The sequence below is a fragment of the Zobellia uliginosa genome (assembly GCF_900156625.1).
GTDB lineage: Bacteria > Bacteroidota > Bacteroidia > Flavobacteriales > Flavobacteriaceae > Zobellia > Zobellia uliginosa.
In genome coordinates, this window is sequence record NZ_FTOB01000003.1 from 236583 (window position 1) to 259663 (window position 23081).

22 protein-coding genes and 1 other RNA gene are annotated in these 23081 nt (G+C 42.2%); 7 read left to right on the top strand and 16 right to left on the bottom strand.

Annotated elements, in window-relative coordinates:
- Positions 1-17 precede the first annotated feature (17 nt).
- On the bottom strand, positions 18-977 hold the full coding sequence (locus BW980_RS09590; protein ID WP_076455018.1) for a Gfo/Idh/MocA family protein: 960 nt from the start codon (positions 975-977) through the stop codon (positions 18-20).
- 161 nt (positions 978-1138) lie between these two features.
- Here BW980_RS09590 and BW980_RS09595 point away from each other — a divergent pair, with 161 nt between their 5' ends.
- Positions 1139-1780, top strand: a complete 642-nt coding sequence (locus tag BW980_RS09595; RefSeq protein WP_076455558.1) for a protein-L-isoaspartate(D-aspartate) O-methyltransferase — start codon at positions 1139-1141, stop codon at positions 1778-1780.
- A gap of 12 nt (positions 1781-1792) precedes the next feature.
- Here BW980_RS09595 and smpB read toward each other — a convergent pair whose 3' ends face one another.
- A complete protein-coding gene (gene smpB / locus BW980_RS09600) occupies positions 1793-2257 on the bottom strand; it encodes an SsrA-binding protein SmpB (protein WP_076455019.1) in 465 nt (154 codons plus the stop codon).
- 112 nt (positions 2258-2369) lie between these two features.
- Complete coding sequence (locus BW980_RS09605) at positions 2370-2927, bottom strand: SixA phosphatase family protein (protein WP_076455020.1); 558 nt, start codon at positions 2925-2927, stop codon at positions 2370-2372.
- A gap of 99 nt (positions 2928-3026) precedes the next feature.
- On the opposite strand from BW980_RS09605, the gene BW980_RS09610 reads away from it, so the two are divergent.
- Complete coding sequence (locus BW980_RS09610; RefSeq protein ID WP_076455021.1) at positions 3027-4757, top strand: PorP/SprF family type IX secretion system membrane protein; 1731 nt, start codon at positions 3027-3029, stop codon at positions 4755-4757.
- A gap of 87 nt (positions 4758-4844) precedes the next feature.
- On the opposite strand, the gene BW980_RS09615 is transcribed toward BW980_RS09610, so the two are convergent.
- Both BW980_RS09615 and clpB read right to left on the bottom strand, forming a co-directional pair.
- Positions 4845-5441 (bottom strand): TetR/AcrR family transcriptional regulator, encoded by a 597-nt coding sequence (locus BW980_RS09615; RefSeq protein WP_076455022.1) that lies wholly within the window; start codon positions 5439-5441, stop codon positions 4845-4847.
- Positions 5442-5563: 122 nt separating this feature from the next.
- Complete coding sequence (gene clpB, locus BW980_RS09620) at positions 5564-8164, bottom strand: ATP-dependent chaperone ClpB (protein ID WP_076455023.1); 2601 nt, start codon at positions 8162-8164, stop codon at positions 5564-5566.
- Between the two features lie 166 nt (positions 8165-8330).
- On the opposite strand from clpB, the gene ytxJ reads away from it, so the two are divergent.
- Entirely contained in the window at positions 8331-8726 is a 396-nt protein-coding gene (ytxJ, locus tag BW980_RS09625; protein ID WP_076455024.1) for a bacillithiol system redox-active protein YtxJ, read from the top strand.
- Positions 8727-8782: 56 nt separating this feature from the next.
- On the opposite strand, the gene fahA is transcribed toward ytxJ, so the two are convergent.
- Positions 8783-10075, bottom strand: a complete 1293-nt coding sequence (gene fahA / locus BW980_RS09630; protein WP_076455025.1) for a fumarylacetoacetase — start codon at positions 10073-10075, stop codon at positions 8783-8785.
- A 111-nt stretch (positions 10076-10186) separates the two neighbouring features.
- Here fahA and glyA point away from each other — a divergent pair, with 111 nt between their 5' ends.
- Positions 10187-11461 carry a serine hydroxymethyltransferase gene (gene glyA / locus BW980_RS09635; RefSeq protein WP_076455026.1) on the top strand — a complete coding sequence of 425 codons (1275 nt, stop codon included), beginning with the start codon at positions 10187-10189 and terminating at the stop codon, positions 11459-11461.
- A gap of 148 nt (positions 11462-11609) precedes the next feature.
- On the opposite strand, the gene BW980_RS09640 is transcribed toward glyA, so the two are convergent.
- The 9 genes from BW980_RS09640 to BW980_RS09675 form a co-directional block, all read right to left on the bottom strand.
- On the bottom strand, positions 11610-12002 hold the full coding sequence (locus BW980_RS09640) for a hypothetical protein (RefSeq protein ID WP_076455027.1): 393 nt from the start codon (positions 12000-12002) through the stop codon (positions 11610-11612).
- On the bottom strand, positions 11992-12267 hold the full coding sequence (locus tag BW980_RS09645; RefSeq protein WP_076455028.1) for a hypothetical protein: 276 nt from the start codon (positions 12265-12267) through the stop codon (positions 11992-11994). The genes BW980_RS09640 and BW980_RS09645 overlap by 11 nt, the downstream gene beginning before the upstream one ends.
- Positions 12268-12431: 164 nt before the next feature.
- Entirely contained in the window at positions 12432-13103 is a 672-nt protein-coding gene (locus BW980_RS09650; protein ID WP_013996062.1) for a response regulator, read from the bottom strand.
- 23 nt (positions 13104-13126) lie between these two features.
- Positions 13127-15226, bottom strand: coding sequence for a tetratricopeptide repeat-containing sensor histidine kinase (locus tag BW980_RS09655; RefSeq protein WP_076455029.1), 2100 nt, complete (start codon positions 15224-15226; stop codon positions 13127-13129).
- Between the two features lie 76 nt (positions 15227-15302).
- Entirely contained in the window at positions 15303-15467 is a 165-nt protein-coding gene (locus BW980_RS22565) for a hypothetical protein (protein ID WP_175609875.1), read from the bottom strand.
- A gap of 140 nt (positions 15468-15607) precedes the next feature.
- Positions 15608-16339, bottom strand: a complete 732-nt coding sequence (locus BW980_RS09660) for a LytR/AlgR family response regulator transcription factor (RefSeq protein WP_076455030.1) — start codon at positions 16337-16339, stop codon at positions 15608-15610.
- A gap of 307 nt (positions 16340-16646) precedes the next feature.
- Positions 16647-18206 (bottom strand): choice-of-anchor Q domain-containing protein, encoded by a 1560-nt coding sequence (locus BW980_RS09665; RefSeq protein WP_245800022.1) that lies wholly within the window; start codon positions 18204-18206, stop codon positions 16647-16649.
- Between the two features lie 46 nt (positions 18207-18252).
- Entirely contained in the window at positions 18253-18654 is a 402-nt protein-coding gene (locus tag BW980_RS09670; RefSeq protein ID WP_076455031.1) for an acyl-CoA thioesterase, read from the bottom strand.
- Complete coding sequence (locus BW980_RS09675) at positions 18655-19707, bottom strand: glutaminyl-peptide cyclotransferase (protein WP_076455032.1); 1053 nt, start codon at positions 19705-19707, stop codon at positions 18655-18657. It lies immediately after the preceding gene.
- A 138-nt stretch (positions 19708-19845) separates the two neighbouring features.
- Between BW980_RS09675 and ffs the strand changes: the two genes are divergently transcribed.
- The 3 genes from ffs to fsa all read left to right on the top strand — a co-directional run bounded on the left by ffs (position 19846) and on the right by fsa (position 21597).
- An RNA gene (gene ffs, locus BW980_RS09680) (signal recognition particle sRNA small type) lies at positions 19846-19944 on the top strand.
- 113 nt (positions 19945-20057) lie between these two features.
- On the top strand, positions 20058-20867 hold the full coding sequence (locus BW980_RS09685; RefSeq protein ID WP_076455033.1) for an SDR family oxidoreductase: 810 nt from the start codon (positions 20058-20060) through the stop codon (positions 20865-20867).
- Between the two features lie 76 nt (positions 20868-20943).
- A complete protein-coding gene (gene fsa / locus BW980_RS09690; protein WP_013996054.1) occupies positions 20944-21597 on the top strand; it encodes a fructose-6-phosphate aldolase in 654 nt (217 codons plus the stop codon).
- 84 nt (positions 21598-21681) lie between these two features.
- Here fsa and BW980_RS09695 read toward each other — a convergent pair whose 3' ends face one another.
- Positions 21682-23064 (bottom strand): TlpA family protein disulfide reductase, encoded by a 1383-nt coding sequence (locus tag BW980_RS09695; RefSeq protein WP_076455034.1) that lies wholly within the window; start codon positions 23062-23064, stop codon positions 21682-21684.
- Positions 23065-23081: the final 17 nt, after the last annotated feature.

A 23081-nucleotide genomic window follows, 5' to 3' on the forward strand; every position in this document is an offset into this window, starting at 1 on the left:
GTATGGGTTTAAAGTAATTAAAAGGAAGTGATAATTTGCAGGGCTACTTTTAGTGCTTGTGTGCCTTGTCTAAGACTTACAACAGGGGTGCTGTCGTTGACGATGGCATCGGCGAAACTTTCCAGTTCGTCCAATATGGCATTGTTCGTCCCCACTTCCGGGTTTTCAAAATAAATTTGTTTCTTTTCGCCTTCGGCATTTTGGAGTACCATATCAAAGTCGCCCACTTTTTCGGGAGCGTCTTTCATTTTAACGACCTCTACCTTTTTCTCAAGAAAATCTACGGAGATATAGGCATCTTTTTGAAAGAATCGGGATTTGCGCATATTCTTCAACGAAATTCTACTGGCCGTTAAATTGGCTACACATCCGTTCTCGAATTCTATTCGCGCATTGGCGATATCGGGAGACTTACTGATTACCGAAACCCCACTGGCATTGATCTGTTTTACTTCCGAATTGACCACACTGAGTATGGCATCAATATCGTGGATCATAAGATCGAGAACTACGGGTACGTCGGTCCCCCTGGGGTTGAACTCCGCCAAACGGTGGCTTTCAATGAACATAGGGGTGTTGATTTGGTGCTTTACGGCCGAAAAAGCGGGGTTAAAACGCTCTACATGGCCTACCTGGCCTTTTATCTGGTGCTTTTTCTCCAGTTCGAGCAGCTCGGCCGCTTCTTCGTAGGTATTGGTAATGGGTTTTTCTATAAAGATGTGCTTCCCTTTTTCAATAGCCTTTTTTGCACAATCAAAGTGGGATAAGGTAGGGGTTACGATATCCACAACATCTACGGCTTCTATAAGCTTGTTGATATTGTCAAAGTAGGTGTAACCGAACTCGTCGGCCACCTTTTTTCCGTTTATGGCATCTGCGTCGTAAAAACCGACCAATTCATATTTTGTCGATTCGTTTAACAGACGTAAATGTATTTTTCCTAAATGACCTGCGCCTAATACGCCAACTCTAAGCATAAATTTCAATTTGTTCAAAAATAAGGATAGTTTCGGAGTTTTTTCGATTTGACCCGTGAAGATTGAGCTTTAATACTTTAAAAAAACAAGGACTGACATTTAGTCGGTAGACTTGTGAATTGAAGTTTTACAAGTTAACTTTACCTTCCAAAACCAGACCATTGAAAGATACTTTAAAACATAGGGGAATGCGTAACAAGCTGGCCGATACATTGGTAGCTAAGGGCATTTCGAACAATAATGTGCTGAATGCCATACGTACCATTCCTAGGCATTTGTTTATGGATAGCAGTTTTGAAGGACATGCCTACCAAGACAAGGCTTTTCCCATTGCTGCCGACCAAACTATTTCGCAACCGTATACCGTGGCTTTTCAGTCGCAGTTGCTTGAGGTAAGACCAGATCAAAAGATTCTTGAAATCGGGACCGGAAGCGGATATCAAACCGCGGTACTGTTGCTTTTGAAGGCGAGGGTATATACCATCGAGCGTCAATTGGAGCTTTTTAAGAAAACCAAGATTTTCTTTGGAAAAATGGGCTATCGCCCTAAAAAGATGATTTTCGGTGATGGTTATAAAGGCTTGCCGGATCAGGCGCCTTACGATGGGATTATCGTAACCGCCGGTGCCCCGGAAGTGCCAAAAGCCCTTATGAGCCAATTGAAAATAGGAGGTAGGCTGGTGATACCCGTAGGAACCGACGAACAAATTATGACCCTTTTTGTGCGAAAGTCAGAAAAAGAATTTGAAAAGACGGAATACGGATCCTTCCGCTTTGTGCCGTTGCTGGAAGACAAGAACTAAGGCAATAGACTTTTAGCTGTTGAAGCTTTTCTTAATTCTTGAAAGGTTCCGTTGATTGTCACGGTCTTTCAAGGTTTCGCGCTTATCATAAAGTTTTTTACCCTTGGCCAATGCTATTTTTAATTTGGCCAAACCCCTGTCGTTAATAAAGAGGTTGGTAGGCACAATGGTAAAACCCGAGGTGGTTACTTCCTTACGTAGTTTTCTTAGCTCGCGCTTACCCATCAATAATTTGCGTTCGGCCTTCGGCTTATGGTTAAAGTGCGATGCATGGGAATATTCGTCAATTTGCATGTTGATGACGAAAAGTTCACCGCGCTCGTTGAACTCACAAAAACTTTGGGCAATTGAAGCCTTTCCTTCCCTAATGGATTTTATTTCCGTTCCGGCCAAAACAATTCCGGTTACATAGGTGTCTATGAACTCGTATTCAAACTTGGCCTTTTTATTCTTTATGTTGATGTTCTTTTGAACCATGGCACAAAAATAGTGAAGTTCCTTAAAATAACACCCAATTTATGGCCATAGAAACAAGATGTATACGGATTTAAGCTTGCGGCCGCCCGATCATTGTCGGTTCTAAAAGTGGTTACCGTTCTTTTGGGCAGTTGCAATTGATGTGGAGCCGTTGGGAAGTTGCTTGTCCGTTAACGAGTTGCACGATAAAAAGACTGCCGTTGTCACTGTCGTCCATTTCGTAATAAAGGTCTTCCCCAATCATCTTGTTTACAAATTCCGGGGTAGTATTACTGTGGCCGACCACTAAAACTTTTTTACCGAGGTTATCGGTCTTGAATTGTTCTATGTCAACATTCTGTGGTTCGTAGTAGGTGACATCGAGTTCTTTTTTTACCGAAGTGGGCGCCGCCGTCATTGAGGTTCGCTCGTAATCAGTGGTGTATATGGCGTCTAAATCTACGTCGTCGAGAATTTCGGCCCAGTGCATGGCCCTGCCGAGGCCTCGCTGGTTGAGTTCGGGATCTACATTTTCTGGGTCGGAACGGTCTTTTTCGGCATGCCGTATAAAATAAAATGTAGACACCACGTCTTTGGTGATGTTTTCTTGCGTAACTTTTTGCTCGTCTTTACAACTGGTAAAGATTAAAGGTATACATAGAATTATGTATAATGATTTGATCCATTGCATAGTTGGTAATCTATTTTGGTTGAAAACTCTTGCATTATTGTTAACTAAATTAATGCAAAAAAAGTATGTATGAATGCTTGATTTTGTTTTTTTGTAACTATGCTCAGACTTATACTCTCAATTCTTCTGTTTTCGTTCTTTTTGGTTCTTCAGGGGCAAGATGCACGTCTACCTGCCGACCTAAGGCAGCATAACCTTACCACGTATAATGCAAGTCTGTTCAATCCGGTGTTTTCACTAGATAGAAACAATGCCAATTCCTTGGCTTATTGGGTGCGTTGGCAGTGGCAGGCCATTGATGGAAACCCCACGACACAGTTTTTGAACTATACGCGAAAATTGAACAATAAGTCTACCGTAGGTGCAGCATTCTTTCAGCAAAACACGGGTATTTATTTTGATACGGGCGGGGTGGTCAACTATGCGCAGAGCTTTGACCTGAACGAATCGGTAAAACTGGGAGTGGGTGTCAATATTTTTGGCTTTCAACAATCCTTGGCCGACGATCGGTTTACGGTCGATCCTGATTTTCCCTTACCACAATCTTCTTCGTCCGCCGATGATTTTATCCTACAGGTGGCACCGGGCATCAGTCTTAGCGTAGAGCGACTGACTTTGGGGTTTGCCTCAGAAAACCTGATCGATTATAATTTTACGGAAAGGGAAGCGAACACGGAAAAAGAGGACAAAGTCTTTATGGGGCTTGTTTCTTACGATTTCCCTTTGACCTTGGGGACGGCTATGAATGCCTTTTTAAGACCGTCGATGTATTTGCGTACCATTCCGGGCGAACCTAACCAAATAGGATTTAATGCACTTTTGAATACGAATAAATATTGGGGCCAATTGGGCTACAATAATTTTTATGGATACGGAGTAGGGGTGGGTGCTACTTTTTTTAAGCATTTGTCATTAGGGGCCTTGGTTGAATTCGGTGCCGATTCATCTATAAGTTCCGAATCTTCCTTTGAGCTTATGGCCGCTTACTTTTTTGGTAAGCCCGAAGAGCGACATACAATGGTGGGTTATGTGGCTCCGGAAGAAAACGAATTGGAGCGAATAGAATCTGCCGAGGAAGCGGTTCAAGACGATGACGTGGAGGAAGAGGTGGAAGAGGCCGAAGAATTGGCCGAAATATCCAAGGCGGTCGAGAAAGAGGCCAAGCGGGAAGAAAAAAGACGCCGCAAGCTTGAGAAAATGGCGCAGGATTCCGTAATAAAAGCCGAAAAGGAAGCTGCATTGGCACTCAAGAAAGAGCAGAAACGCCTTAAGAAAGAAGTAGAGGAACAGATAGAGAAAGAAGAGGCCTTGGCGAAGGCAGGGGAAAAAGAGGAAAAGACCCAAGGAGGTAAGCGAGATGCAAAGGCCCAAGAGGCGGAACAAATTAGAAAACTGGACTCTATTAATCAGGCGAAGCGGGAAGCGGCAATTGCGGCCGCCCGGAAACTAGCGGAAGAAAAACGAAAAGCCGAAGCGGCAAAGGCAGCGAAGCAGAAAGCCGAAGAAGAGGCAAAACTGGCCCAGCAGAAAGAAGTAGTGACGCCACGAAAAGGTGAGAAGTATGAAGAGGTACAAACGGAAGAGGGATTGGCACCGGGCTATTATTTGATAGCAAATGTATTCGGGACCAAAAAGTACTTCGAGGCCTTTATGGCAGATATGAAAAGCAAAGGATTACAGCCTAAGTCTTTTGTGCGTAGCAAAAACAAATACAACTACGTATACCTAGGTCGTTATGATACCATGGGGCAAGCCAGACAGGCCAGGGATGGCAAGTTCGATGGTAAGTATACCGGTAATACATGGATTTTTAGGGTGGTAGGGGAGTAAGTGGCCCAAAATCACATCCTGCACGAAAAGATGTTTTTATACTATAGGCTTGGGTAGAATGATCGAGTCTGTGAAAGCGAAGCGGACTTAGTTTTTAAGCTCCTTTTTTATTAAGACCTCGAGGTAGGCGATGGTGTTGACCAGATATTTTTTGTCACCGGTCATAGTGGCCATGGCAATAGCTCCTTGTATCATAGTAAAAAGTTGCTTGGCAAATTGGAGAGGGGGCACTGGAAGCTTGATTTCGTTATTCTTGACCCCGTTCTCGAAAACCAGGGCAATTTTACCTTCCACCTCTTTAATGGCTTCCTTGTTCGCTGCGGCCAGTAGCCTATTGTTGTATTGGGCGTCTACGCCGGTATTCAGTATCGGGCAGCCTCCCATGCTCAAGGTAAACGAATCGTAATTTCTGTAGAAATCCGTTAGTTTGAATATTTTGTCCAAAGCCTTGCTTTCCGAAGCCAATACTTCGTCTATTTTGGAGAGTAACAAGTTGCTGTTGTACTGGAAAGCGGAAAGGGCCAAAGCCTCTTTGTTTTCAAAATTACCATATATGGCGCCCTTGGTCAATCCGGTAGCTTCCGTAAGGTCGCTCATGCTTGTGCCGATATAACCATGTTTGTTGAATACGGAGGCAACGGTCTTAATAATAAAGGCGGTGGTTCTTTCTGCTTTGGTCGACATGGTAGTTCTGTTTTATACGAAGATAAAAAAATTATATACTGCATGGTATATACCTTAAAAAAAAAGCATCCCTTTTACAGGATGCCTTTTTTAGTGGAATATGTATTGAAAAATCGGTAAAATTATTTCACCAATTCGTCTTGATTTCTAAAAACCAGTGCATCGTTAAATGAATCGATAAGCACGATACTGTCGGCTTTTATGGTGCCGCTCAAGAGTTCTTTGGAAAGGTTGTTCAGCACTTCCCGTTGTATTACCCTCTTGATCGGACGGGCTCCGTACTGTGGGTCGTAGCCCTTGTTGGCCAAGTAATTGATAGCCTCTTCCGTAGCATCGATGGTAATATGTTGCTTCGCAATGGTTTTCTTTAAACTGTTTAACTGTAGTCTAACAATTTTGGAAATATCCTCGCGACTAAGCGGTGAAAACATGATGATGTCATCGATACGGTTAAGGAACTCTGGGCGTATGGTTTTGCGTAAGAGTCCTAGTACCTCCACACGTGCGGCTTCCGCAGCGCTAAAGGGGTCTTTATTGTTCTCGTATTTTTCCTGAATAATACTGCTGCCCATATTACTGGTCATGATGATGATCGTATTCTTGAAATCGGCAACACGTCCTTTATTGTCCGTAAGCCTTCCTTCATCCAACACTTGTAATAAAATATTGAAGGTATCGGGATGGGCCTTTTCTATTTCATCGAGCAAAACCACGGAATACGGTCTTCTACGAACCGCTTCCGTAAGCTGGCCGCCTTCATCGTAGCCGACATATCCTGGAGGTGCACCGACCAATCTACTTACCGAGTGGCGTTCTTGATATTCGCTCATATCGATACGCGTCATGGCGCCTTCATCATCAAAAAGATAGGAAGCCAGGGTTTTGGCCAATTCGGTCTTACCGACCCCTGTCGTACCAAGGAACAGGAACGAACCGATAGGCTTGTTGGCATCTTGTAATCCGGCGCGACTTCTTCTAATGGCGTCGGATACGGCCATAATGGCTTCTTCTTGGCCTACGACCCTTTTGTGTAGTACATCTTCTAGTTTCAAGAGTTTTTCGCGTTCACTCTGTAGCATTTTGGTAACGGGTATACCGGTCCATTTGGCCACGACTTCCGCGATGTCTTCGTTCGTTACCTCTTCTTTGATCATGGTGTCGCCCAACTGTTGCTCATCGAGCGCTTTTTGGAGTTCTTCCAGTTTTTCTTGGGCTTCTTTGATCTTTCCGTACCTGAGTTCGGCTACTTTGCCGTAATCTCCGTTTCGTTCGGCGCGTTCGGCCTCATTTTTGAATTCCTCTATGTCTTGTTTCGTTTTTTGGATTTCATCAACGACCGATTTTTCACTTTCCCACTTGGCAAAGAGTTCGTTTCGGTCTTCCTTGAGGTTTGCCAAATCAACGTTCAATAATTTGAGTTTAGCCTTGTCGTTTTCCCTTTTAATGGCTTCGATCTCAATCTCCAATTGCATGATCTTACGGTCAAGAACATCTAGTTCTTCCGGTTTGGAGTTGATTTCCATCCGTAATTTAGATGCGGCCTCGTCCATGAGATCGATCGCTTTATCGGGAAGGAAGCGATTGGTGATATAGCGTTGCGAAAGCTCGACCGCGGCAATGACCGCTTCATCTTTGATACGGACCTTATGGTGGGCCTCGTATTTTTCCTTAATACCGCGCAGAATGGAAATGGCACTCTCGGTATCGGGCTCGTTTACCACTACTTTTTGAAAACGCCTTTCAAGGGCCTTGTCTTTTTCGAAATACTTTTGGTATTCATCAAGGGTCGTGGCTCCTATGGCCCGGAGTTCCCCACGGGCCAATGCCGGTTTTAAAATGTTGGCGGCATCCATGGCTCCTTGTCCGCCACCGGCTCCTACCAAGGTGTGTATCTCGTCAATGAACAATACGATATCGCCATCTGAGGAAGTAACTTCTTTGATGACCGATTTTAAACGTTCCTCAAACTCACCTTTGTATTTGGCCCCTGCAATAAGGGCTCCCATATCTAGGGAATAGATAATTTTATCTTTTAAATTTTCAGGAACATCGCCTTGAACGATCCTATGGGCCAAGCCTTCTGCGATGGCAGTTTTACCAGTACCCGGTTCGCCTACCAAAATAGGGTTGTTCTTTGTTCTTCTCGATAAGATCTGGAGTATACGTCGAATTTCTTCGTCACGTCCGATTACCGGGTCCAATTTACCGCTATCGGCCAATTCGTTAAGGTTTCGGGCATATTTATCAAGTGAGTTGTAGGTGTCTTCGGCACTTTGCGAGGTTACCTTTCCGCCTTTGCGCAACTCTTCTATTGCCGCTTTTAAGTCTTTCTCGGTGGCTCCTTGGTCTTTTAATATGCGCGAAATTTTACTGCTCGATTTTAGGATGGCCAATAATAGGTGTTCAATGGAAACGAATTCGTCATCCATCTTCTTGGCAATGATACTGGCTTCGTTCAGGGTTTTACCTGCTTCGCGCGACAACATAAGGTCGCCTCCCGAAACTTTTGGAAAACTCTCTAGCTCCTTTGCTAAAATTTGTTGAAGCAAGGCTATGTTAATGTTCAGTTTTTTTAAAATGAAGGGAAGTACATTTTCGTCGACTTCCCAAATGGCTTTGAACAAGTGTTCGTTTTCAATTTGTTGGTGGCCCAAACCCTGTGCAATCTGCTGGGCTTGCTGAATGGCCTCCTGTGATTTAGTGGTGTAATTATTAAAGTTCATCTTATATTGTTTTCTGTAGTTATTGTGTATTTTTGAGGTTGATAGGTCAACAATCCTACCAATACCGAGTAGCGGACAAAATGTCTTGTTTTACTCGAAAATACAGGACATTTAGACAGTTGTAAGTTTTCGGTCAATGCTAAGACTTACCATATAAAAATACGAAATGGGTCTCTTTAATTCGATATTTGGAAGTAAAAATGAAGGTGAAAAGAAGGAAGAAAGAAAAATCCCCTGGGTTCCCCTTAGTTCGGTGGATCAATTGAGTGAGATCGAGCAGAAATCCTTGAGAAGGCCACAGGTGATATTCAAGCATTCAACCACTTGCGGAATTAGCCGCATGGTCTTGAACATGTTTACCAAAAGCTACGCATTGGAAGACGGCCAAATGGATTTTTACTTTTTAGACCTGCATCGTCACCGTCAAGTTTCGGATGAAACGGGCTATAAGTTTCAGGTGATGCACCAATCCCCACAACTGTTGGTGATAAAGAACGGGGCCGTTGTAGCCCATGATTCGCATGGGTCGATCAATGACATCGATTTAGAAAAATACCTTTAAACCAAGTTCATATAGTGAATTGGCCTAAAGGCATTTTTTAGATGAGACTACTGTTTTTAGCCTTTCTTTTTGGTTTCGAACGGAGGTAAAAGTTTGGTCCTGACCTCTCCAAATCCTATACGTACTTTATTGTTGGAGCAATGCCCCCTCATTATAACGGTGTCGTTGTCTTGAATGAACTTACGCTCAGAACCGTCGTTGAGCTTTACGGGTCTGCTACCTTGCCATGATAGTTCGAGCATGGATCCGTATGAGTCGGGAGTCGGTCCCGATATGGTTCCGCTGCCCATCATGTCGCCACTGTTCACTTTGCATCCGTTTATGGTATGGTGGGCCAATTGTTGGGCCATTGTCCAATACATGTATTTAAAGTTCGAATTGGAAATGGTGGTTTCGCTACCATCTTCGGTGGCGATACCTACTTCCAAGTTGATATCATAACTATATCTTTCTTTTTGCTGTAAATAGGGGAGTGGCTCCGGGTTTTGTTTCGGACTTTCAACGCGAAAGGGTTGAAGCGCGTCTAAGGTAACGATCCACGGTGATATCGATGATGCGAAATTTTTCGATAGAAATGGGCCTAGGGGCACGTATTCCCATTTTTGGATGTCACGTGCACTCCAATCATTAAAGAGAACCATCCCGAAAATATATTCCTCGGCCTCATCTACGGAAACGGGTTCGCCCAAGGCGTTGGTATCGGTGGTAATAAAGGCCATTTCCAGTTCGAAATCTACGAGGCGCGAAGGCCCGAATACAGGGGTTTCTTCCCCTTTGGGGAGGGTTTGTCCCTGTGGCCTTCGAATTGGTGTTCCGCTCGGTACAATGGTCGAGCTTCTTCCGTGGTAACCTACGGGTATGTGTAGCCAATTCGGCATTAGGGCATTATCTGGGTCGCGGAACATGGTGCCTACATTGGTGGCGTGCTCCTTGCTTGAATAGAAATCGGTATAATCCCCTACCTGTACAGGTAACTGCATCTCAATCTCGTCCATGGAGAACAAGACGATTTTTTTATGTGCTTCATTGTTCTTTAGGGTTTCATTGTTGATATCGAATATTTCACTGATGCGGTTCCTTACTAAACGCCATGTTTTCTGTCCGTCGGATATAAAATCGTTCAGGGTGTCCTGTAGAAAAATATCGTCGGTCAAGGGGATGTTCTCAAAATATCCGAGTTGGTGCAAAGCGCCTAAATCTATGGCGTGGTCACCTATTCGGGTACCTATGGTAATGATATCGTCTCGCGTTAGAAAGACCCCGAACGGTATGTTCTGAATAGGGAAATCGGAATGTTCGGGCACTGGAAGCCAGGTTTGTCTTGATGGGTCGTTAGCATGTATAGGCATAGCGATTTTGTTAATTTATATTTAATAAATTCTTGATCAAATATATTATTTTATGAGTTTTAACAAGAGTCAATTCGTACTTTTGCATCTCATTTAACAGAATATTTGCTTATGCAACGCGACAATCGGATTTTTGAACTTATAGCAGAGGAAAAAGAACGCCAAATAAATGGTATTGAGTTGATAGCCTCTGAGAATTTTACCAGCCCTCAAGTTATGGAGGCCGCTGGATCTGTGCTTACCAATAAATACGCCGAGGGTTACCCCGGAAAACGTTATTATGGTGGGTGTGAAGTAGTTGATCAAATAGAGCAACTTGCTATCGACAGGGCCAAAGAATTATTTGGGGCCGCGTATGCAAATGTTCAGCCCCATTCGGGTTCACAGGCGAACGCATCGGTTTACCATGCCTGCTTGAAGCCTGGCGACACAATCTTAGGCTTTGATCTATCCCACGGTGGACATTTGACCCATGGTTCTCCGGTGAATTTTTCAGGAAGATTGTACAATCCTGTGTTTTACGGGGTCGATAAGGAAACCGGAACCCTTGATTACGATGTTATTCAAGAAATAGCAACAAGGGAAAAACCGAAAATGATTATTGCCGGGGCTTCTGCCTATTCCCGTGATATGGATTTTAAAAGATTCAGGGAAATAGCCGACAGTGTAGGCGCTTTATTGTTGGCTGATATTTCCCACCCTGCGGGTCTTATAGCCAAGGGCATATTGAGTGACCCTATTCCACACTGTCATATCGTTACGACAACGACCCACAAAACCTTAAGGGGCCCAAGGGGCGGTCTTATTTTGATGGGGGAAGATTTTGACAATCCTTTCGGTATTAAATTGAAGAACGGTAGTCTTAGAAAGATGTCGGCTCTTTTGGACTTGGCGGTTTTTCCAGGAAATCAAGGAGGTCCGTTGGAGCATATTATAGCTGCTAAAGCTATTGCTTTTGGCGAGGCACTTTCAGACGAGTTTTTGCAGTATATGATTCAAGTAAAGAAAAACGCTGCTGCAATGGCCGCCGCTTTCGTTGCTAAAGGTTACAATATTATTTCGGGGGGTACCGATAACCACATGATGCTTATCGACCTCAGAAATAAGGATATTACAGGTAAGGATGCTGAAAAAGTATTGGTGAAGGCCGATATTACCGCCAATAAAAACATGGTTCCTTTCGATGATAAATCACCGTTTGTAACATCGGGTATCCGATTTGGTACGGCAGCGATTACAACAAGAGGGTTGAAAGAAGCCGATATGGCTACCATCGTTGATTTGGTAGATGAAGTATTGACCAACGCCGAAGATGATGCCAAAATAGCCGCCGTTAAGAAAAAGGTAAATGCCTTGATGAACGGTAGGGAGCTTTTTAACGCTTAGTTTGGCGGGTTAATTTTCTAGAATAAAAAAATCTATATAATCCCATCCCCCATCTACGTAATTAAATTATGTAGCTATGGGGGAATTGATTATTGTGGGGAATGGGTGATTATATATATTGTTGTATATGGAAAAGACTTGTTCTTACTTAATGGTTGAGCATGAATAGGTCTCCGTTTTCTATGGTAGTGCTTTTTAAATCGTAGATGACCGCATCATCTTCTGAATCAAAATAAAGTCCCCAATACTTGAAATAGTCTTTCTTTGTATTGTTGTCCGTTTCAATATTCATAATTAGAATATCGTTCTGTTCATTGTGTTTTTCCTCGAAAACGGGAACGTAGATTTCGTAAGGTATTTCGGTTAGTCCCTTGCTGAAATGAACGTAATGTTTACAGATGGCCGCTATAACATCGTTTAGTTGCTCGGGGATGCTATTGTCGTAAATTTTGTTTATGACTATGGCCGTGTCATTTAAGAAAAAAGTAAATTCTTCTATGTCTACCTGAGTTCCGCTTTTGGTAATAAGTTCATTTATCAATTTGATAAACGAGGTTTTGCTTGGTTTGAAACTTCCCCATGTACCTCATATTGAAATGAAATAACATTTCGGCCAAGGAGATGTTGCAATTGAGTTCTATAGCCAAACTCGTCTTAAGATTTCTGTCGGTACAGTTTAGAATTGTAGCCTCGGCAAAGAAGAGTTTCTCCAAGCTATTTACAAAAGATTCCATCCCCTCAATTCGTGAATTGGGAGTATAACCGTTGGAATGGTCATTCCTAAAACTATCTAAATATAGTGGCATATGCGCGGGGTTCTTCAACTTCAAAAACAAAGATAGTTTTCAGTGAAGATTGGCATATAAAGAAAAACCCCATAAAAACTGGGGGATTTTTCAAAATCATTAAGGTTAGATATTGCACTCGGATTATTCCTACGAAACGGGGTCAATGTTTTTGGGGAATGTCATTAAATGAACCCGCGTTTTCGCGCTTCTTCAATAAGGGCAAAGTCATTGCCGTTTTCAACGTTGAAAATGATTTTCAACTGTCTTTTTCTGTTTTCAACGGTGGTACTGGAGGCAGCCACTAATGAAGAGATGTCCTTGGTCTTTGTTCCAATAGATAATTGATACAATATTTTTTTGTCACGTTCGTCAATTTGATCTTCGTTGGCCATTTTGCGACGTATGGCTTGCAGGGCGGCGGCGGTGTAATAGGGAGGTTTTTCGATAACCGTTTTTACCATATCCTGTAGGGTTTTCTCATCTACTTCCGACTTTACCATGTAGCCGTCGGGGTTGACCGTTTTTAAAACGTTGTTGATGTGATAACTATCGCTAAAGGAGGATAGGAATACGACCTTTGAGGTCGGTGATATCTTTTTGGCAAGGAGTCCTAAATCGATACCGCCCCTTTCTTCCTTGGCGCTCTCCGGGAACATTTGAATATCCAATAAGATAATATCGTAGGGCATGCGCGAGGCGGAACTTTCTATTTCGGCCTTGCCCTCTTCGTAACTGGGGGCAATGTTCACAACAACATTGTAGGCGTCAAATTCACAACCTTCAATGGTGTATTTGTAACCTAAGGCAATCATTTCATGGTCATCTACGGCAAGTACTCTAATTAAATCACTCATGGTATTTCTGGGTCAATTCTAATCTAAAGCGATGGGGTTGTTGCTTTTTCCTGTGGTTTGCTTTTGGGGCTGTTCGGTAAAGGAACTTCTAAAAGTACCGTCGTACCTTTGCCCGGGGCGCTTTTGATGTGATATGTTCCTTTAATCTTTTCTATTCTCGATGCAATATTTCGAAGACCGATTCCCTTTTTTCTCGAGTTGGTTTTAAAACCTTTTCCGTCGTCCTCGATACTCACTTTGAATCCGTCTTCCGTTCTACTAAGTTCTACAATTACATTTTTACATTGGGCATGTTTAACAGAATTTTGTAAACTTTCTTGAATCATTCGGTAAACGTTGATTTTTATATTGCCCGCTAGGCTGTCCCAGTCAAATGATTCGTTGTAGATAAACTTGTATTCGAATTTTCCTGTCTTTTGAACGGTTTTCAATAAGTCTTGTAGGGAATGGATAAAATTAGGGATGTTCAGGTAGGCTGCGTGATTAAGTTCGTGGGATATGGCGCGAATCTCTTTCTCTACATCCTGTAAGGCATCAATGGCTCTTTTTCGTTCCGTGGTGGCATGTTCGTCGTTCTTTTTGTTGAGTCCGGTAAGTACCATTCGGGCTCCAAGCATTTTGCCTAAAACGCCATCGTGGAGTTCTTCGGAAATACGTTTTTGTTCAATCTTTTTACCTTCTTCCAGTTTTTGTTTCTGGGCAAGCATTAAATTGAAAATTTCTTGGTTGGCCGCTTGCTGTTCTTGTTGGAATCTTAGTTTTTGGTTTTTTACCCTTTGAACTAAAATAATATATGACATAAGTCCTAGTAAAAGAATGGAAACCGCAACACCTGTCCATAGTTGTTTTTGGCGGGCAAGTAATTGGTTTTCAGCAATAAATTCGTCGGTTTCAAAGCGTATACGGGCAAATTTATTTCGGGCAAGGCGCTCTACCTGTTGTAGGCTATCGTTTAATGAAATGTACTTTTGGTTATAATAGCTTGCTTTTTGAGGTTCTAATTTTGCCAGTAATTGTAGGCTTTTTAAGAAGCGATCATTGCTGTGTGCGATCTGGGAGTAGCCAAGGGCCTTTTTGGCCTGTGATACCGCTTTGACCGTATCTTTAAGTTTGAGATAGTACTCTGCAAAATAGTAATGACTGCGTGAAACATCTTGAATGGCCCCTATACTGTCTTGTAGATGGATGACCGTTTCGAAGTCTTGTAAAACCTTGGTGTTAGGGTCGGTTTTAAACTTGCAATAGGCCAAATTATTGAGGGCTATGGCATATAGGGTAGGCCTGTCGTCAAGGAGGGTCGGGCTTTTTAAAACTTCTTGAAAAAAGGGTATGGCTTTTTCGTAATTCCCTTGCTCAAGATAGACTACACCGATATTGTTTTTTACGCTAAGATCGTAGTTGTTGTTCTCTTCTATTAGTTTTTGGTAGGCGAAGGCCGTATTGTAATAGTCTATGGCCCTGTCATAATCTTTCAGTTCTTTGGTGACGGAACCTAGGTTGTTGTAGCAGTTGTAAAGCCGTTTGTATTTTTTCATCGGCTTCAAGATTTCAATGGCTTTTATCGTGTTGATCTCACTACCGGTATAATCTTTTATATCGGCTTGGGTAACGGCCATATTGTAAAGCATTCGCGCCGATTCATAATCCATGTGAAGCGCATCATAGAGTTTTTGGGCTTCCAGAAAATGGTGGTATGCATTGTCGGCTTTGGCTTTTTTTCTGTAGAAATGGGCTAGGTCCCAATGTGCTTCGGCTAGTTTGAGACTGTCGTTTAACGCTTTGGCCAGGTCAAGGGTCTTTTGGTTGGTATTTATAAAGTTGGTAGAATCGAGAAGTTCTAAATAGCGAAGTGATATTCTCGAGTAGAGCTTGATCTTAAGGGAGTCGTTCTTTATCTGTGAGGCTCTTTTTTTTGCTTTATCGAGAAAAGTTTTTTGTTCTGTTTGGGAAAATTCTGAATTTGTCGAGTTGTCGATCAGGGCATCTATGGAATCGGCCTGCATGGAAATATCGATGCCGTCCGCGGGGTTCTTATTCTTGTTACAGGCAAGGAATAGGAGTGTCAACAGGCTAAAAGCCAGGGATTTAATATGTTTAAGCGGACTGTGTTTGATAGACAGCATGCGAATGGTAAATTCAGGTTAAAAAAAAAGCCTTAAAACTTAATTTAAGGCTAATATAATCTATTCTGATTTTATACTAAGAACCACGTCTGTCTGTCTCAACGTCGTCACCATCTGTAGATGCATCGATATGCAAGTCATAAAGGGCGTCTGTTTCGTCAACTTTTGTTTCTGATTCACATGAAGTGAATAATCCAACGCTCATTACTAATACTGCGAAAATACTTGCTACTTTTTTCATAATAAATCTAGTTTTAGGGGGTTATCTTTTTTCTATACAGCTAAACTAGTGTGGTTTATGGTTAAAATGATCGGGTTTTAAATTGTTGTAGTCAATGAAGGGTTTCTACGAGTAAATGAAGCTGTTTTAAGAGGATTTGATCAATTAAGGGTAGGAATGGTGTTTTTTGACAACAATTTCTTCAAGATATCTATGTTTTCGCGGTAAGATTTTGAGAAGGGCAGCTGTTTCTTGTTATGTTTTAATGTGCAATAAGATTTACCATAGCTGATACGCGAAATAAAATTGGTGTTTACTATAAAACTCTGATGGATTCTGACAAAGTTTTTAGGTAGTTGATTTTCAAAGGTCTTTAACGTTTTGTAGGCATTGTTTATTGTTCCGTCCTTCATGACGAACTCCGTGGAATTGTTGTCGGCCTGTAAGTAAAGAATGTCGTCGGTATTGATATATTGAAAATCGCGATAAGACTTAAGACAGAGTGTTTGGGGTTCTGTCTTGGCCGGCATCTGCTTCTTAAGGCGTAATAAGGATTTTCTAATGTCAAATTCGTTATAGGGAAGTATCCAGTAATCGAAGAAACCATTTTTAATGGCGTCGTAAGCGTGTTCCTTGCTTTTTGAGATACCTATTATAAGGGGAAGCTGGTTCATGTACTGATGAAGTTCCATAACCATATGAAACGATTCGGAAGCAGTATCATTAAGATTGATGAAAACGATGTCGGGGGAGTATTTTAAAATTACGTTTGTACCTTCTACACTATTTTGCGCCAATGCTGCACAGGTGAAATCACCATAGTCCTCCAAATAATGCTGTAGTTGCAAGTTTGAAGTGGCATCAGAATCTATTATGGCATAAGTATAGTCCAAGTCGCGTAATTTTAGTGCAAATTACTCATGGTAGGTCACATGGAGCTAAAGATATCCCCCATAATAATTGGGGTTTTTATTCGTAAATACTTGGTATTGAATATATTTGAAGGAAAAAACCTTCAATTTGTAGGTTGTTTTTGGTTAATTGTAGGTTGAATAATTTTTAATTGCTGATAACCAATGTGTTGTTTCTTTCGGTGCGGTTGAAAAGGAGCTTTGACATACGAAGGCCTACGTTCTTTTTTCTTATCGACAGGTGTTGCCGATTTATTGGTTAAACGCTATCTATATGAGGTAGTTAGGTTTATTGTGCCGTGTATTCGTAAGCCCCGATATCGGGAGTGGCTGTGCGGTCAGCCCCTAAAATATCCGTAGGTATTGAAAGGGCCGTTGTTTTGTCACCTTTGTCCAATGCTGGAGCGTTAGGTCCTAGTTGGAAATCGTTGTTTCCCGCATTTTCAAAAAGGATGGCTTGGGTCCATACCGTGTTTCGGTATGTTTCAGCATTCTTAAAATCGTAAAGCTCTTTGTTCTTGGTCGGAATTTGGTCTTCATTACCGTTGAAAAGGCAGCTGTTGAAGTAATAATTATAGGTGTATGAGTCGTTTTTGTCGAGCGAAAGTTCAAAATTCCCGTTGCCAGCTATGATGCAGTTTTCAAAATCCGCTTTAAAAAGATCCTTTCCCGTGGTATTCCCTTCCGCATCAAGTTCATAATTGTTGATAGTCAAGGCGGCACTGTTTCTGAATCCTTTCGTCCAGTAATTTGCTATAGTGGTGTGAATAAAGGTGTAGCTTCCTCCTAAACTACAATAGAGAGAACTATTTCCTGCACTGCCCAAAACCAGGTTTTTGCCGTTTATAGTGGCCGTCTTTCCCCAGAGATTCACCTGTAGGCTGTTGTAGATTTGGGTATTCTGTATATCTAGGGTGGGTGAGGGGAGCGCTGGTTTTCCTTCCACAAAAATGCCTATGGTCGCGTTTTTAAGGGTAAGGTACTTTATGGTATTGTTGTTACTGCCCTTGGTGATGCGTATGCCCGACCATTGTCCGCTTACATTTGAATATTCAGGTTCTAGGCGATCGCCTTCAAAAATCACTTCATTTTCCAGGTTTTCCAGATCGGAACTTAGGGAGCCATTAATAGCCAATGAAGCTTCCGCGGGTATAACCAAGCCTGAATTCTGATGAAAGTGTACTCTTGCACCGGCATCGATACTAAGTTGTTGGTCTTTCGGAACGGAGGCAAAGCCGTAGATGACATAAGGCTTTTCGTTGGTGAAGTTCAACTGGTCGTTTTGAAGTTCAAAGCCAGGGGCGCGTATTTCCGTTCCTTCCGCATCATAACCAATGGGCACGGTTTCGCTGCTTCCGTCGGAAAGGCTACGGGGAAATAGGAAAACGGCATCTTGAACAAGGGTGACCAAAGGAATTTTTTGGGCCTGGTCGTTTTTTCCAAATTGAAGTATGTCGGTATAGAGCAGTTGGCCGGTATTCTTTTCCTCGATTTTGGCGGTGGTTTCGATAAACACATAGAGGCTGTCTTTGGCCAAAAGGGGAATATCGCTAAAGGCCTTTCCGGCCACACCATCGACATTAAGCCTGTAGAAACTGGCATCGCCTTGTTCCAGTCCGATAAACGGAATGGAGATATCTTCCTTACTGCGGTTGTATACCTTTAAGCTATAAGTGCTACTCCCAATATTGGCAAAAACGGTGTCGAGAAATACGGTATCCTTTGAAAACCCAAGATTACCCGTGCTGCTGGTGTACTCAAAATCTTTCCGGCACGAGGCGAAAGAAACAAAGAGAATCAGCAATGCTATGATAATCGAATGTCTTCCCATGGTTATAAGGTAATGCATTTAAGGCGGTACAAAAAGAAGCCGTTAGAATATGAAATCGTTGGTTTTAGTTTGGTTCAGGGGAAAAGACTTCTTTTATTTTCTTTGATATCCGTGCCGGTTTTAGGGTGTCGGCATTTAAAAGGCACCATTCGGTACTTGACTTTAATAACAGCTCTCCGGTTTTCTTATTGTGCATTTCTACGATTCGAACGGAAATGGCCCCCCTACTTTTTTGGATGTAGGTTTCCATTTCAATGACATCGCCCAATACTGCGGCATTCTTATAGGTGATATGGTGTGTCATGACCACCCATATGATTCCTCTTCGCATTTCTTCGGGCGCAACGGTCATCCAGTGCTCTTTGGAAATATCTTGCATCCACTGTACGTAGCGTACGTTGTTGACGTGATTGAGTTCGTCGAGGTCGTCTTTTTGTACGGTTATGGTCTTTCGGTAACGCTGCATTTATTTCTTTTGGATTTTCACCTCGAACATCTTGTCCCATTCTTTTCCGGTAACAAAAAATGTTTTTCTCTCCGGGTGATAGGCGATACCGTTAAGCACATTGTCGGTATCGCTCCAAGTGGAATGGTGGCTTACCTTGCTGCTCAGTCCCCCAAAATTGATAACTCCCTCGATAGCCCCACTGGTGGCGTCGATGATCATTACACTGGGTTTTTGGTATACATTGGCGTATATTTTACCATCTACATATTCCAGTTCATTGGCACTGTCGTTTATAGATTTGTTGGTAACGGTTTCGATATGGCCTTCTTCGGCAAGGGTCTGAGGGTTCAAGAACCAAATTTTTTCGGTTCCATCACTTTTATATAGTTTTTTACCGTCGTTCGTTAATCCCCAACCTTCTTTGCTTTGTCCGAATTGAAAATTGTCGAGTTTGTCAAAAGTCTTTAGGTCGTAGATAAAGCCCACACCACTACGCCAGGTAAGCATGTAGATTTTATCGTTTAGAATGGTTATGCCTTCGCCAAAGTAAGTTTGGTCTAGGTCTACTTGTTGCAAGACTTCGCCCGTTTTAAAGTCTACCTTGCGTAGCGATGACCTTCCTTTTTTACCGGTACTTTCATAAAGGGTGTCGTTGTGAAATTCAAGCCCTTGGGTATACGCCTTGTTGTCGTGGGGGTATTCGGCAATAATTTCATAGGTGTATATTTCGGGCGACTTGGCGGCCAAAAGTTTAAAATTTTTGGTAATCTCAACAGAGGTGTCTTCGTAGGAGATAACCGCTTTTAGGGTCTTGTCGCCCAAATGGGGCATGGTAAGGGCGATCTTGCCATCGTTTATGGGCAATTCTTTGCCGTCTATGGAATAGCTTACTTTATCTATGGTTTTGTTTTTTTTGTTGTTGATGGCAACGGCTACGCGTTGGTTCTGTTGAAAGCTTTTGCTGTTTCCGTCAAGCTGTATTTCAAAAAGCGAAGCAGGGGATTTTTCGCCTCCGCAGGCCATAAAAAGCATTAAAAACAGGCAAAGGGGAAAAAACTTTAGACTCGTCATGGTGTGTTGAATTAGATTGTGTTCCTGTATATGTGTGAAATTCAGGGAACAAAAATAGCGAACTCAGAGCAAAATGTAGAAATTAAAATTAGAATGTAAAACGATTGCGAAAGAAACAAAAGGTTGTATATTTGCAGTCGGCAAGTCCTACACGACCAGCTCCTGTAGAATCCCCCAGGGTGGGAACGCAGCAAGGGTATACGGTCGTAGCGGTGCGATGTAGGTAGCTTGCCGTTTTTTTATGCCCTAAATTCAAGGTAGAATTAGCGGATTTGGCAGTTATACCTTCAGATTCTTTCCACAGATTTAGTTTCCTTCACACTATTATTATTTGTTATTTTGCATCCATTATGGAGCAAAAAGTAGTATTGATAACAGGAGGTTCTTCAGGTATAGGAAAGTCTATAGGGGTATACCTCAAATCAAAAGGGTTCAAAGTTTACGGAACCACAAGAAATTTAGCCAAGCATAAAAATTTTGAAGTGTTTGACCTGCTCGAACTTGACGTGTCCGACCAAAATAGTATTGTAGCGGCGGTAGACCATGTCACCTCAAAAGAGAATAGACTTGACGTATTGGTCAACAATGCCGGGGTGGGAATTACGGGACCCTTGGAAGAAACCCCCACCGAGGAAGTTCAAAAAGCTTTTGATACCAATGTTTACGGCCCTCTTCGTATGGTGCAGGCCGTATTGCCCCAAATGCGCAGACAAAAAGGGGGGACGATTATAAATATTACGTCTATAGCCGGTTATATGGGTTTACCTTATAGAGGTGTGTATTCCGCTACCAAAGCGGCACTTTCAATGCTTACGGAAGCCCTTCGGATGGAGACCAAGGCCTTTGGTATTAAGATAACAACCTTGGCCCCTGGTGATTTTGCTACGAATATTGCGGCAGGCCGCTACCATTCCCCACTTTTGGAAGACTCTCCTTATAAGGAGCCATACGGTAATACCCTGAAAATGATGAACGATGATGTGTCAAATGGGGGCGATCCGATAGCCGTAGCCAAGCAGGTCTATGAAATTGTGGAAAACTCCAAACCTAGGGTGCATTATAAAGTAGGGTCGCCACTGCAGAAATTTTCAGTGGTCTTAAAGAGCTTGTTGCCAGATAAAGTATACGAGAAACTCTTGCTAAACCATTATAAGTTGTAATTTCGTGGCTCGGAAGAAAAGCTTCCGAAAAGTAAAACGTTAGATTGAATTTTTTAAACCTAATAAACTCCAGCAGATGAAATTTTTTATAGACACGGCCAATTTGGATCAGATACGGGAAGCGCAAGAACTCGGTGTTCTTGATGGTGTAACTACCAACCCGTCGTTAATGGCCAAAGAAGGCATTACAGGAAGAAATAATATATTAAAACACTATGTAGACATCTGCAATATCGTTGATGGGGATGTATCTGCAGAGGTTATAGCCACAACTTTTGACGAGATGGTCAAAGAAGGTGAAGAATTGGCTGAACTACATGATCAGATCGTAGTAAAAATACCAATGATAAAAGACGGTGTTAAGGCATTAAAGTATTTTTCCGATAAAGGTATCAAGACGAACTGTACGTTGGTATTCTCTGCAGGACAGGCTTTGTTGGCCGCTAAAGCGGGGGCAACTTACGTTTCTCCATTTATCGGAAGGTTGGACGACATTTCTACCGATGGGCTTAACCTTATAGCGGAAATAAGACATATATACGATAACTATGCCTTTGAAACCCAAATTTTGGCGGCTTCTATCCGTCATACCATGCACGTGATTGATTGTGCAAAGGTTGGAGCGGATGTGATGACAAGTGGATTATCTTCGATTACAGGTCTTTTAAAACACCCATTGACAGATAGTGGTCTAGAGAAATTCTTAGCGGACTACAACAAAGGAAACTAGGGTCGAGCCTTCGTTTAAAACGATTGAAATAAAAAGAGGAATACCGAACGGGTATTCCTCTTTTTTTATGGGGTAAAGCTTGTATTAGAAGGAAGTGTAAACGTTGGCAAAGGCATCAACAATGACCTTGTCGTCGGTAATGATGCATTTGTTGAGCGGGTATACGATCAACGATTTCGTGAGTTCTTCAAAATCCGACGAGCGGTATTGTTTGGATTGGTCAAGCCCCGAGGTCTCCAAGATGCCTTTCCAGTTGCTCTCGTCAGTTTTTATGTTTATACCTACAAATGAGTATTTCGGTTTTTTTGCCGATAGTTGGGCTATCCTTCTTTTGATACTTTCAAAATGCATTCTATCGGTCGCCGACCAAAAGTAGAAAACGGTTTTTTTGTTCTGGGCCGCAATTTCTTGTAGGGTTACTACCCTTCCGTCGGTACTCGTCACCTCTACGTTCGGTATTTGTTTTTTAGGCTGAATGTTCTTGATGCCTTGATAAAGTGCATCAATTTCATCCATATGCCTGTTGTTCTGGCTCAGTTTCCTAAAATCGGAAATGAACTCGTCATTTTTCTCTTCTGAATCATGAACCTTTAAAAGGTAGTCAAAGGCAACATATCTGAACAGATTGTCCTTGAGTTCCTTTTCCTCCACGAGACTGTCGATAATTTGAAGTTTGTGCTTGTTGAAGTGGAGCTGATTTCGGACTACATTGTTTTTTATGCTACAGGCGTGTGAGCAGGACATAAAAGATAAGTTGCCCACATGGTTGATCATAAAGTTGTAGTAAGGCCTTAGATAGGTTAAATCTTTGTCGTTAAAGGTAAGTTCCTTTCTATAGGCGTAGAAGTTAGGGGGGAGATCTTTAAAAATATTTTCCCCGGTAAATTTCTTGTGCTTGAACGGATACTCCTCTTTATAAGTGTTGTAATTGTAGTTGACACTGGCATTGGCGATCTTCAGCTCTTTTTCCGAGAACTTGCTTTCGCTTTTCAACTCTTCCAGTACATCAAATTTAAGTTGCTTTAAAGAATCTATCTTTCTTTCAAAATCGATCGGGTTCAAACGGTACATTGAACGTACCGCCCGAGCTTCTTCCTCATGGGCGAGGAATACTTCGAGAAGAAAATTGTTAAGGGCTTCGCCGCTTCCGGAAAACACCAATGATTCGTCAAAATCGGTAGTGTTCAATCGCACCAAAAGGCTATCTCCCTTTTCGAGATATACGTATTGTAGTTCGGGGTCGTGATTGAAGTGATAGAGGCCTTCGCTAATTGAGTCTAGGGTAAATGCAAATCTGTTATCCTCGTCCAACTCCGCAGAGTCTATGACGACATCCCCTTTGAGCAATACAATGTAATTGCTCGTAGGATTAACGATTTCACCTGCAAAAAATATACTGGAGGAATTTTTCTCGGCACCACAACTAACTAAAACGAGAAGAAATAGATAGAGTAAATTTCTATTCATATAAGAGAGAACTTGGT

Excerpts from the sequence above, each read along its gene's own strand:
- BW980_RS09645 (WP_076455028.1), bottom strand. The coding sequence starts at position 12,267 with ATGCCACTATATTTAGATAGTTTTAGGAATGACCATTCCAACGGTTAT.
- BW980_RS09655 (WP_076455029.1), bottom strand. The coding sequence starts at position 15,226 with ATGCTGTCTATCAAACACAGTCCGCTTAAACATATTAAATCCCTGGCT.
- BW980_RS09685 (WP_076455033.1), top strand. The coding sequence starts at position 20,058 with ATGGAGCAAAAAGTAGTATTGATAACAGGAGGTTCTTCAGGTATAGGA.
- BW980_RS09665 (WP_245800022.1), bottom strand. The coding sequence starts at position 18,206 with ATGCATTACCTTATAACCATGGGAAGACATTCGATTATCATAGCATTG.
- ytxJ (WP_076455024.1), top strand. The coding sequence starts at position 8,331 with ATGGGTCTCTTTAATTCGATATTTGGAAGTAAAAATGAAGGTGAAAAG.
- fsa (WP_013996054.1), top strand. The coding sequence starts at position 20,944 with ATGAAATTTTTTATAGACACGGCCAATTTGGATCAGATACGGGAAGCG.
- BW980_RS09615 (WP_076455022.1), bottom strand. The coding sequence starts at position 5,441 with ATGTCGACCAAAGCAGAAAGAACCACCGCCTTTATTATTAAGACCGTT.
- BW980_RS09605 (WP_076455020.1), bottom strand. The coding sequence starts at position 2,927 with ATGCAATGGATCAAATCATTATACATAATTCTATGTATACCTTTAATC.
- BW980_RS09695 (WP_076455034.1), bottom strand. The coding sequence starts at position 23,064 with ATGAATAGAAATTTACTCTATCTATTTCTTCTCGTTTTAGTTAGTTGT.
- BW980_RS09610 (WP_076455021.1), top strand. The coding sequence starts at position 3,027 with ATGCTCAGACTTATACTCTCAATTCTTCTGTTTTCGTTCTTTTTGGTT.
- smpB (WP_076455019.1), bottom strand. The coding sequence starts at position 2,257 with ATGGTTCAAAAGAACATCAACATAAAGAATAAAAAGGCCAAGTTTGAA.
- clpB (WP_076455023.1), bottom strand. The coding sequence starts at position 8,164 with ATGAACTTTAATAATTACACCACTAAATCACAGGAGGCCATTCAGCAA.
- BW980_RS09675 (WP_076455032.1), bottom strand. The coding sequence starts at position 19,707 with ATGACGAGTCTAAAGTTTTTTCCCCTTTGCCTGTTTTTAATGCTTTTT.
- glyA (WP_076455026.1), top strand. The coding sequence starts at position 10,187 with ATGCAACGCGACAATCGGATTTTTGAACTTATAGCAGAGGAAAAAGAA.
- BW980_RS09670 (WP_076455031.1), bottom strand. The coding sequence starts at position 18,654 with ATGCAGCGTTACCGAAAGACCATAACCGTACAAAAAGACGACCTCGAC.
- BW980_RS09650 (WP_013996062.1), bottom strand. The coding sequence starts at position 13,103 with ATGAGTGATTTAATTAGAGTACTTGCCGTAGATGACCATGAAATGATT.
- fahA (WP_076455025.1), bottom strand. The coding sequence starts at position 10,075 with ATGCCTATACATGCTAACGACCCATCAAGACAAACCTGGCTTCCAGTG.
- BW980_RS22565 (WP_175609875.1), bottom strand. The coding sequence starts at position 15,467 with ATGAAAAAAGTAGCAAGTATTTTCGCAGTATTAGTAATGAGCGTTGGA.
- BW980_RS09590 (WP_076455018.1), bottom strand. The coding sequence starts at position 977 with ATGCTTAGAGTTGGCGTATTAGGCGCAGGTCATTTAGGAAAAATACAT.